Annotated in this window: 6 protein-coding genes; 1 reads left to right on the top strand and 5 read right to left on the bottom strand. The window is 61.4% G+C overall.

Annotated features, from left to right (window positions below):
- Positions 1 to 299 precede the first annotated feature (299 nt).
- Entirely contained in the window at positions 300 to 1,412 is a 1,113-nt protein-coding gene (locus C515_RS20665; RefSeq protein ID WP_051304859.1) for an AI-2E family transporter, read from the bottom strand.
- A gap of 109 nt (positions 1,413 to 1,521) precedes the next feature.
- Positions 1,522 to 1,824 (bottom strand): hypothetical protein, encoded by a 303-nt coding sequence (locus C515_RS0110975; protein WP_028455580.1) that lies wholly within the window; start codon positions 1,822 to 1,824, stop codon positions 1,522 to 1,524.
- A gap of 366 nt (positions 1,825 to 2,190) precedes the next feature.
- Between C515_RS0110975 and glmS the strand changes: the two genes are divergently transcribed.
- On the top strand, positions 2,191 to 4,011 hold the full coding sequence (gene glmS / locus C515_RS0110970; protein WP_028455579.1) for a glutamine--fructose-6-phosphate transaminase (isomerizing): 1,821 nt from the start codon (positions 2,191 to 2,193) through the stop codon (positions 4,009 to 4,011).
- Positions 4,012 to 4,377: 366 nt separating this feature from the next.
- On the opposite strand, the gene C515_RS0110965 is transcribed toward glmS, so the two are convergent.
- From C515_RS0110965 to C515_RS0110955, 3 genes are all read right to left on the bottom strand, one after another.
- Complete coding sequence (locus tag C515_RS0110965; protein ID WP_028455578.1) at positions 4,378 to 7,527, bottom strand: type I restriction endonuclease subunit R; 3,150 nt, start codon at positions 7,525 to 7,527, stop codon at positions 4,378 to 4,380.
- A gap of 137 nt (positions 7,528 to 7,664) precedes the next feature.
- Entirely contained in the window at positions 7,665 to 8,420 is a 756-nt protein-coding gene (locus tag C515_RS0110960; protein ID WP_028455577.1) for a DUF6933 domain-containing protein, read from the bottom strand.
- Position 8,421: 1 nt separating this feature from the next.
- Positions 8,422 to 9,480 carry a PDDEXK nuclease domain-containing protein gene (locus C515_RS0110955; protein ID WP_028455576.1) on the bottom strand — a complete coding sequence of 353 codons (1,059 nt, stop codon included), beginning with the start codon at positions 9,478 to 9,480 and terminating at the stop codon, positions 8,422 to 8,424.
- Between the last annotated feature and the right edge of the window lie 118 nt (positions 9,481 to 9,598).

The following is a 9,598-nucleotide window of genomic DNA, read 5'->3' as shown; positions in this document are numbered from 1 at the left end:
ATCCCGGGCAAGTTGAAGGCGATGCGCAGCAACATCAAGCGCTTCATTCTGCCGCCACGTCGCAGCGAGCGGCGCTATCCGCGCACAGTGAAGATGAGCAAAACCCGTTACCCAGTCAAGAAAAATGCCGCTCAGGCTTAACTGAGCGGCATTGCCGCAATTGCGGGGCTTTTGTCTGGCGATGCCCAAAGGAGGTACTACTGATCGGCAAACCTGCTCGGCACGCACCCCACGGGGCGCCACTGTGCGGGACGCCGCGCGCAACACGCTCAGTCAGCCGCGTCTCGCCGCCTCACGCCTCAGGCATCCGTGTCCGTCTTGCGGTCTGCCGCCGTTCTGGCGGCTGGCGGCATCGCGGTTTCAACGATTTCATTGAACAACCAGCCCTTGGCCAGCGAATAAAACAGCGCCAGCAGCGTCGGACCTAGGAAGACGCCAAGGATGCCCATCGAAATGGCTCCGCCCAGCACCCCGAACAGAATCAGGGCGAAAGGCAGATTGCTGTTCTTGCCGATCAGCAGCGGCTTGACGACATTATCCGCGCTGCCAACGATCCCCACCATCCAGACCGCCAGGAAAATGGCCCAGCCCGTTTCGCCGTTGTGATACAGCCAGCCGGCCACCGGCAAGCCCAGCAAGGCCGGACCGCCAGGAACCACCGAGAGGAAACAGCTGGCAAAACCGAAGGTTGCCGCATTGGGCACGCCGGCGATCAGATAACCGACGTAGGCCAGCGCCCCCTGTACCAGCGCCGTGCCGACAAAGCCGTTGACCACGCCACGGATCGAAGAGCCGGCGATGCCAAGCAGCTCGTCGCCACGCGGGCCGGCCAGCTTGCCCATCAGGGCCACCAGCCATTTGCGCACGGTTTCCCCTTCCAAATAGAAGACCAGTGCGATGGCAAAGCTGAGCGCCAGCTCCACCACACCCCGGCCCAGCGCCGCCAGGATGCCGAGCAGGAAATGCGCGACCGGCGAGGCATACTCGCGAATCCGGGCCAGCAGCTCGGTGTCGCCCTGCCCCAGCAGACTCCAGTAGTGATCGATGTTCGCCCCCACCCAGGGCAGCTTGACCAGCCATGCCGGCAGGGCCGGCCAGCCATGCGCGAAGGCGTCACGCACCTTGACGACCAGCATGCCTGCCTGCTCGACAAACTGGCTGCCGCCGATCAGCAGCGGCAGCAACAGCAAACCGGTCAGCGCCGCCAGCATCAGCAGCGCCGCCAGCAGACGCTGGCCACGACACAAACGCAACAGGAAACGGTAAGGCGCCCATGTGGCGATGACCAGAATGGCGGCCCACAGGATGGGCCCAAGAAACGGCTTCATCACCAGAAATGCCATGCTGCACAGCAAGACAATGGCGCTGAGCCCAAAGAAGGGTGTAATCAATTCGGAAGTACGGATACGCATGCGTCACTCGCCCATGAAATATTGACGCAAGCATAGCGGATATGACCGGGCGACGCTGCCCGGCCCGCGTTACAGATGGTCGAAGCCGAACAAGCGAAGCCCGAACGAATCAGACTGCGCCATGACGGGCAAGCCGCCTGGCGCGTTGCAGCATTTCCCCCAGCAAAAAAGCGATCTGCCGGCGGGCCAGCGGTTCGGACACCTCGCAAAACCGCCGCGCCAGCACATCGTGCATGTCACGCACCAGCAGGAACAGAATCTCCTTTTCTTCCAGCGATGCACGCGGCAGATAAGCGTGGATTTCGTCGACGAGCTGGTCGGCCAGTTCTTCGGGATAGCGGGCCGGAGCAGTAAGAATACGATCGTACAGGCGCACTCCGATCACACCCATAGCCAGCAGTTGCAAAGCCATTATGCACTCCCATGCGGCAACGATTTCAATCTAGGAACACTGCCGCTTGCTGCCATTGCCATCCGTCGAGCGGCACGCAGGCAAGCATGGCGTCGCAAAGCGGTCTAGCAGGGTGTTGCACCAACCGGATTTCCGACCGGCATCCCGACGTCAAGCAGCGGGCTGCGGACAATGCCTGGCACAAATCACTGCCTGCAAAATCAGCGACTTGGTTTTTGGTTTTCCTGCATTTTTCCCGGCTTCGCAGTGAAAGCGGGCCACAAGCTGTCGTTCACCAGCCCGCTAAGGTGTTGCAGTTATCGCACTGCAACATAAAGCGCCGTATAACTCAGTAGATAACGATGACTACATCTGGAGAAGCAAATCATGTGCGGGATTGTCGGCGCCATTTCCGATCGCAACGTCGTACCCATGCTGCTGGCCGGGCTGGAGCTGCTGGAGTATCGCGGTTACGACTCAAGCGGTCTTGGGCTTATGGGCGAAAACGGCCTTGCACGCATTCGCGTCAAGGGCCGCGTCAGCGAGCTGGCCAGCGCCAGCGCCAATGCCACGGCCAAAGCCGGCATTGCCCATACGCGCTGGGCCACGCACGGAGAACCCAGCGAGGCCAATGCCCACCCGCATCTGGGTGGCGACAGCATTCTGGTCGTGCACAACGGCATCATTGAAAACCACGCACTGATCCGCGCCCAGCTGCTTACCGCCGGCTACACCTTCACCTCGGAAACCGATACCGAGGTCATCGCCCACCTGATCCACGCCGAGCTGCAGCACTGCGGGCATGTGCTGCCGGCCATCCAGGCCGCACTGCAAAGACTGGAAGGCGCCTACGCGCTGGGCATCATCAGCCAGCACGAACCGGACACGCTGTATTGCGTGCGCCGTGGCAGCCCGCTGGTGATCGGCAGCGGCTTCAATGAATACTTCTTCGCCTCCGACATCGCCGCGCTCTTGCCCTTCACGCAACGCATCACGCATCTGGAAGAAGGCGACATCGCCCGCATCAGCCGCGAGCACTGCCAGATCATCGACAGCACGGGCCAGCCTGTGCAACGTCTGTGCCGCACCGTCGACCTGAGTCCCGAATCAACCGACCTGGGCCACTACCGCCATTTCATGCAGAAGGAAATGTTCGAACAGCCGGCCGCGCTGGCCAGCACCGTCGAACGCGCCCTGCAGCTGGGCTTTCATCCCGCGCTCTTCGGCCCGCAGGCCGAGGCGCTGTTCCAGGGCGTGCAGCACATCCGCATCCTCGCCTGCGGCTCGAGCTATCACGCCGGACTCGTGGCCCGCTACTGGATCGAGGAAATGACCGACCTGCCCGTCAGCGTCGACATCGCCAGCGAATATCGTTACCGGCTGGCGCGCGAGCCAGCAGGCACGCTGATCGTCGCCATCTCGCAGTCGGGCGAAACCGCCGACCTGCTCGCCGCCGTGCGCGCCGCGCGCGAGCGCGGCCAGGTCACCGTGCTGGCGATCTGCAATGTCCAGCATTCGTCGCTGACACGCGAAGCCGACCTGCTGGCGCTCACCTACGCCGGCATCGAAATCGGCGTCGCCTCGACCAAGGCCTTCACCACCCAGCTGGCGCTGCTCTTCACGCTGGCCGCCACACTGGCCCAGCAACACGAGCGTCTGGATCGTCATACCCTGCAGGAGTACCAGCACCTGCTCGGCAGGCTTCCTCAGTTCTGCAGCGATACCCTTGCCCTTGAACCGGAAATCGCCAAATGGGCGCATGAACTCAGCCATGCCGACCACGCCCTGTTTCTTGGCCGCCACCTGCTCTACCCGATCGCGCTTGAAGGCGCGCTCAAGCTCAAGGAAATTGCCTACATCCATGCCGAAGGCTACGCCGCCGGCGAGCTCAAGCACGGCCCGCTGGCGCTCGTCGACGAAACGATGCCGGTGATCGTCTGCCTGCGCCACGACCGGCTCACCGACAAAGTGCTGAGCAATCTGCGCGAAGTGGAAGCGCGTGGCGGCCAGATCTACCTGATTGCCGAGCCCGGCTGCACTGAACACGCCAGCTTTGCGCACCGCGTACTCACCATCCCGGCCAGCGGCGAGCTGGCGCCGCTGCTGATGACCTTGCCACTGCAGCTGCTCGCCTACCACAACGCCTGCCGCAAGGGCACCGACGTCGACAAGCCGCGCAATCTGGCCAAGAGCGTGACGGTGGAGTGAGGCAATCAGGAGTGCCGAAGAATGTGATCAGGTCAAACAAAGTTTTTACAGACTGACCCAGTAAAAGGCTATGTACCCAAACCGTGTTGTGATCTTGAATTCGTCATTCCGGCACAGGCCGGAATCCAGGGATTCCGGATAAAAATGCACTCTGGGTACCGGCTTTGACCGTAGGGAATCCCCGTGGGACGCCGGTATGACGAAGTGGTTTCTCATGTTTCTGTGACACAACATCGTTCTGGGACATAGCCTTATTGATCCGGCCCTCAGAAATTTCCGTAGGAGCGAACTTGCTCTCGCGAAGCGTTGCTGATCGCGAGCAAGCACGCACCTACGAGTGAAAACACCAGAGGGTCGGATCAATAATTAACCCCATACCTCACCCAGTGCCTCGGCCTGTTGCAACACAGTCTGTACAGCCTCGTCCTGGCCGTCAGGCGGATATTTGTATTTGCGCAGGATGCGCTTGACCATGATGCGCAGTCTGGCGCGCACGCTTTCGCGCTGCGACCAGTCAACGCTGATGTTGGCGCGCAGATTTTCGGTCAGCTCGTGGGCGATTTTCTTCAGCGTTTCGTCGCCCAGCTCCAGCACGGCCGCCTCGTTGTTGGCCAGTGCGTCGTAGAACTTCACCTCGTCATCCGACAGGCCCAGCGCTTCGCCCCGCCCTGCTGCGTCGCGAAATTTCCTGGCCATGTCGACCAGTTCTTCCATCACCTGCGCGGTTTCGATGCTGCGGTTCTGATAGCGCTTGACCACATTGGCCAGCAATTCGGAGAACTTCTTCTGCTGGATCACGTTGCTGGCGAACTTGCTGCGGATTTCGCCTTCCAGCAGGCGCTCCAGCAGTTCCACGGCCAGGTTCTTCTCCGGCAGGTTGCGCACCTCGGCCAGAAACTCGTCATCCAGCAGGCCGATATTGGGCTTTTCCAGCCCGACCGCATCGAAAATATCCACCACCTCATCACTGACCACGGCCTGGCCGATGATCTGGCGAATGGCGAGGTCGCGCTCTTCGTCGGTGCGCTTCTTGTCGGACAACTCGCGTTTGGTCAGCAGCACCTTCACCGCCTGCAGGAAGGCCACTTCCTCGCGCACCGCCTTCGCTTCATCCAGCGTGCAGCACAGGCTGAAGGCCTTGCTCATTTGCAGTGCAGTATCGGCAAAGCGCTTCTTGCCGTCCTTCTGGCCGAGCACATGGTTGGCCGCGCCGGCCAGCAGCTTGTGGCCGCCGGTAGCAAAACCGCTGTAGTCAAAACCATGCAGCAGCGCCCGCAGCACATCGAGCTTTTCTTCAAGAATCGACCACGCTTCCGCCGCATCGACGGTGGGTTTGCCGCGCCCATTGCTGGCGGTGTATTCCTTCAGTGCGGCCTTCAGCTCGTTGGCAATGCCGATGTAATCCACCACCAGCCCGCCCTGCTTGTCACGGAACACGCGGTTGACGCGGGCGATGGCCTGCATCAGGTTGTGGCCTTTCATCGGCTTGTCCACATACAGCGTATGCACGCAGGGCGCGTCGAAGCCGGTCAGCCACATGTCGCGCACAATCACCAGCTGCAGCGGGTCATCCGGGTCCTTGAAGCGCTTTTCCAGACGCTTTTTCACCTGCTTCGGGTAGACGTGCGGGCGCAGCAAGGGCTTGTCGCTGGCCGAGCCGGTCATCACGATTTTCATCGCGCCCTTTTCCGGGTCGTCGTCATGCCAGTCTGGACGCAGTTCGCGGATGGCGTTGTACAGATGCACGCAGATGTCGCGGCTCATGGCCACCACCATCGCCTTGCCGCGCTGCGCCTGCTGGCGTTCCTCGAAATGCGCCACCAGATCGGCCGCCACCTGCCTGATGCGCGGATCGGCGCCGACGATCTTTTCCAGCGCGGCCCATTTCGATTTCAGTTTCGATTGCTGGCCTTCTTCCTCGTCCTCGGCCAGCTCGTCTACCTCATCGTCGATCTGCGGCAGCTCGTCTTCCTTCAGGCGCAACTTGGCCAGCCGCGACTCATAGTAGATGGCCACCGTCGCGCCATCTTCCTTGGCCTGCTGCATGTCATAGATGTGGATGTAGTCGCCGAACACCGCGCGGGTGTCGCGGTCTTCGCTGGAAACCGGCGTGCCGGTGAACGCCACAAAGGTCGCGTTCGGCAGTGCATCGCGCAGATGCTGGGCGTAGCCCACCTGATAGGTGCTGGCCAGATATTGCCCGCTGGCATCCTGGGCGGTGTTTTTAGGGGTATCCGGCTGCTTGCGTTCTTTCAGCTTGGCTTCAAAGCCATACTGGGTACGGTGTGCTTCATCGGCAATCACCACGATATTGTGCCGATCAGACAGCACGGGGAAGCTGTCCTCATCCGCGCCGGGGGCGAATTTCTGGATGGTGGCAAAGATAATGCCGCCAGACGGGCGGTTCGCCAGCTTGGCGCGCAAATCCTGCCGGGTTTCCACCTGCACCGGCTGCTCGCGCAGCAAATCCTGCGCCAGCGAAAACACGCCGAACAGCTGACCATCCAGATCGTTGCGGTCGGTAAGCACCACAATGGTCGGGTTTTCCATTGCCGCCTCGCGCATCACGCGGGCGGCAAAGCAGGTCATGGTGATGCTCTTGCCACTGCCCTGCGTGTGCCACACCACGCCGCCCTTGCCCTTGCGGCTACCAATCACATCGGTGCGCGAGGCCGCCACCACCTGGCCGATGGCCGAGCGCACCGCGTGGAACTGGTGATAGCCGGCAATTTTCTTGATCAGCGTGCCGTCGTCTTCAAACAGCACGAAGTAGCGCAGGTAATCGAGCAGATACGCCGGCGCGAACACACCGCGAATCATCGTTTCCAGCTCGTTGAATTCACCCAGCGGATCGAGGTTCACCCCGTCGATGGTGCGCCACTGCATGTAGCGCTCAGCATTGCTGGACAGCGACCCCATGCGCGCCTGGCTGCCGTCGGAAATCACCAGAATCTCGTTGTACTGGAACACATCGGGGATCTGTTCCTTGTAGGTCTGAATCTGGTCAAAGGCCTTCCAGATGTCGGCATTTTCGTCGGCAGGGTTTTTCAGCTCCAGCAACACCAGCGGCAGGCCATTCACGAACAGGATGATGTCCGGCCGGCGTGACTGCTTCGCCCCTTTCAGGGTGTACTGGTTGATCGCCAGAAATTCGTTAGCGCCGGCGCTGTTTTCCCAGTCAAGCAGCCGGGCGAAGTCGCCGCGCGTCTCGCCATCCTTCTGGTAGCTCACCGGCACACCGTTGACCAGCAGACCGTGGAAATGCCGGTTGGCAGACAGCAGCGCCGGAATGCCGAGGTCCAGCACCTGCTGCAGCGCATCTTCGCGTGCAACAAGTGGCAACTGCGGGTTGAGGCGGGCAATGGCAGTACGCAGGCGCTCCACCAGCAGCGGCTGGCTGTAGTCGGTACGCTCCGGCGTATCCCCATCGGGGGCAATGTCATAGCCACAGACATGGCGATAGCCTGTTTCCACCAGCCAGCTTAGGGCTTCCTGTTCCAGTTGGTCTTCGGTCATTCACGCCTCCCAGCGCCGCCCGGGTTTGCCAATAAATACAAATCAGAGTTCAACCGTCATGCCGGCGCAGGCCGGCATCCAAACGGCGCATTCAAGTCAAGCAGCTGGATTCCGGCCTGCGCCGGAATGACGTACGCTCAATGCAGACCGCTCTTGCCCTTGTACGCCTGTGCCAGCAGCTGCTCGATCAATGCCTGCCTGGCATCGTCTTCCTGCGGATTCATTACTTCTGCATGCTGCAGCAGCACTTCCGCCATGTCCTGCCGCTTGGCCATTCGCAGCCGTTCGCGCACCTGCTGCACAGTGGACTCGTCCATCCCGGCAAAATCACGCAGCGCCGCACACAGCATTTCTTCGCCCGGATAGAAATAATCACTGCCGCGCGCGCGGCGCAGCATGCGGTTCATATCCTCATCGAACCAGGCAGCCTGCTCCTCATCTTCCGGCAGGCCACCGTTATCCTCGACAGCGCCTCGGCAGCAATGCACCACCTCGTTGATGTGCGTCTGCACGCTGCGGTCACTGCCGGAGCGGAAGGCGAAGCGCTGATGGGCCTTGATCAAACAATCCACCATCGCATTCAGCTGTGTCTCGTCCAGCGCCGACACATCCTGTGCCAGCCAGAGCAGATGATTGACCAGCCGTTCCCAGAACAACCGGATCAGCGTTTCACCATCACCCTTCTTGATGCCCCAGAAGATCATCACAAAGCGCGTTTCGGCCTGCATCGCCACCAGCACGTTCTGGCGGGCAATCTTCACCGCATGCAGCTGCCACACCCACGGCGGGTCATCCGGCGGCATGGGCCGATCATCCACCCACGATTCGGTCACACCCTTGCGGGTCGCAGTCAAAGCCTCGGTCGCGTCTTTGGTGCACTGGAACAGCAGCATGTCAATCGTCCTCGTCTTCTGCATGGTCGGCCAGCAACTCAGCGGCCAATTCAGCTTCAATGGCGGCAATGCTCGGCAGGCTCTGCTCCAGCGTTTCCGGCAAATCCCGCAACAGCTGGTATTCGGCGACGCCGATGGGTTTATCGATGCCGGACAGCGCATATTCCGCCACCAGCCGGTTCTGCTGCTTGCACAGCAAGAGGCCAATCGTCGGCTTGTCGTCGGGCGCCTTGATTTGCGCATCGACCGCAGCCAGATAGAAGTTCAGCTGCCCGGCGTGCTCGGGCTTGAAGGCCGCCGCTTTCAGCTCGACAACCACATAGCATTTCAGCCGCGTGTGGTAGAACAGCAGGTCGATGAAGAACTCATCGCCCGCCACCTCCAGCCGGTATTGCCGCCCCACAAACGCAAAGCCCGCGCCCAGCTCCAGCAGAAAGCGCGTGATATGCCGCACCAGGCCCTCTTCGATATCGCGCTCGTGCGCCTCATTGCCCAGGCCGAGAAAGTCGAACAGATACGGGTCTTTCAGCGTTTCCTGCGCCAGCGCCGATTCCCCCGCCGGCAGCCGGGCGACAAAATTGCTCACCGCCGCGCCCTGGCGCTGACGCAGCCGGTTTTTGATGTTCAGCTCCAGCGTGCTGCGTGACCAGCCCTGCGCCACCGCTTGCGACGCATACCACTCGCGCTCGGCCGCATCGTCCAGCTTGGTCAACAGCGTCACGATATGGAACCACGGCAATTGGTCAGCAGGCTGCTGACCAAATTGACCATCCGGGCAGCGCTCGGCAAAAAAGCGCATGTATTTCAGGTTCGAGGCCGACCAGCCGCGCATTTCGGGGAAGGCATCTTTCAAATCCCGCGCCAGCCGCTCGACCACCTTGGCGCCCCAGCCCTGCACCTGCTGTCGCTGCAAAATTTCCCGCCCGATGCGCGCATACAGCGCCACCAGCTCGGCATTCACCGCCAGCGCCGCCCGCTGGCGCGCCTGCTGAATGTCCACCTTCAGCTGCCGCAACCAGTCCGCGTAGCCATCGGGAGTCACCATGGTCAGCTCCGTCATTGCACCACCTCATCCAGCGCGGCTTCGGGCAGGCGGAGGGTGCCTGCGATGAGGCGATTGGTAGGGTGGGTTAGCCGCGCGGCGCTGCTTATTCTTGAGCAAATGTATATCGCGGCGT

It is taken from the genome of Chitinilyticum litopenaei DSM 21440, from assembly GCF_000428145.1.
Classification (GTDB): domain Bacteria; phylum Pseudomonadota; class Gammaproteobacteria; order Burkholderiales; family Chitinibacteraceae; genus Chitinilyticum; species Chitinilyticum litopenaei.
This window is presented reverse-complemented; position numbering and strand designations above follow the sequence as displayed.

Coding starts and splice junctions, on each gene's coding strand:
- C515_RS20665 (WP_051304859.1), bottom strand. CDS start 1,412: ATGCGTATCCGTACTTCCGAATTGATTACACCCTTCTTTGGGCTCAGC.
- C515_RS0110975 (WP_028455580.1), bottom strand. CDS start 1,824: ATGGCTTTGCAACTGCTGGCTATGGGTGTGATCGGAGTGCGCCTGTAC.
- glmS (WP_028455579.1), top strand. CDS start 2,191: ATGTGCGGGATTGTCGGCGCCATTTCCGATCGCAACGTCGTACCCATG.
- C515_RS0110965 (WP_028455578.1), bottom strand. CDS start 7,527: ATGACCGAAGACCAACTGGAACAGGAAGCCCTAAGCTGGCTGGTGGAA.
- C515_RS0110960 (WP_028455577.1), bottom strand. CDS start 8,420: ATGCTGCTGTTCCAGTGCACCAAAGACGCGACCGAGGCTTTGACTGCG.
- C515_RS0110955 (WP_028455576.1), bottom strand. CDS start 9,480: ATGACGGAGCTGACCATGGTGACTCCCGATGGCTACGCGGACTGGTTG.